The following is a 1175-nucleotide window of genomic DNA, read 5'->3' as shown; positions in this document are numbered from 1 at the left end:
GTTCAGTTTTCAAGGTTCATTCAGTCGGTGTTTATCAGCGACTTTTATATAATAACATATCATCAATTGTTATGTCAATAATAATATTGTTAAATTATTTTATTGAAATAACGACTTAGTTATCTTATCACCTAATGTACTTGCTGTCAACTTATTTTTAAATATAAAGCAGTACTTAATAGAATATAAATTCATCTGTGTTTTAAAAAGTGACAATAAATAATATATCACTATAATAGTATTTTTGCAACTTCTTTTTCAATAAATTTTGAGTGGCGATTATTGGGGAATTTTTATTCCAAACAATTTCTACGATTTCAATTTTAAAATTAAAATGTAACGATTTTATTTCTAAGCAAACTAAATGCAGCATTCTACATTTATTGCTCCCTAGCCTTCCACATTTTTTTTATTAATTGTTTTTTTAATAATATCAATTAACTGATCTTGTGAAATGAAACCTTGACGATATTGGAAGAAGGCATCACTAAATTGATTGATTGCTCTCCAATGTACATCTTGCCCCCCTAAAGACATAACAATTAATTTTTCCGTTCTTAATATTAATTCCTCCAAAAATTGATTCCCTCTTAGACTACTTAAGATATTTAGAGTGTTATTCATTACTTGTTCTTTTTTAATTAAAATATTATAAAGGTCAAATAATTCTTCTAGCATTGGATTACCCCCATCATTCATTTTGACTTGCACCATAGAAAGGCTATAATACTTTTTTCCTCTAAATCGTGAAATAGAAACTTAGAATTAAAAAACCCTACCTTAAAACTAGTAGGAAGTTTCATTACTTTTTGATCGATTTAATATTAATTATTGAATTATGGCATTATGATTTTGGCCTAATCTACTTTGAAAGGCTCCCTCAAACGACAAAAGAATCCATTTCTGTTAACGTTCAGAAAGGATTCTTTTAATTGTTACTTTACCGTAATTTAATGTAGATTTCAATCTTCCTATCTTAATACTAATATCTCTCTTTTAATAATTAAAATGATGCCTACCTGGAATAGATTCTACAAGGCTGTGAGCAAAGCCCTATATTAGCTACCTCATCTTTTTTACCACGATTAATCCCTTCCGGGTTTAGTATATTTCTAAATACGAAAAAACCACTGAAAAGTCAGCGGTTTTTCTGTTGCCTAGCGACGTCCTACTCT

Annotated in this window: 1 protein-coding gene; it reads right to left on the bottom strand. The window is 28.6% G+C overall.

Annotated elements, in window-relative coordinates; all coding sequences use genetic code 11:
* Window positions 1–390: 390 nt before the first annotated feature.
* Window positions 391–678 carry a hypothetical protein gene (locus D1B33_RS18245; RefSeq protein ID WP_118877831.1) on the bottom strand — a complete coding sequence of 96 codons (288 nt, stop codon included), beginning with the start codon at window positions 676–678 and terminating at the stop codon, window positions 391–393.
* Window positions 679–1175: the final 497 nt, after the last annotated feature.

Source organism: Ureibacillus yapensis (genome assembly GCF_003515775.1).
Taxonomy (GTDB): domain Bacteria; phylum Bacillota; class Bacilli; order Bacillales_A; family Planococcaceae; genus Ureibacillus; species Ureibacillus yapensis.
This window is presented reverse-complemented; position numbering and strand designations above follow the sequence as displayed.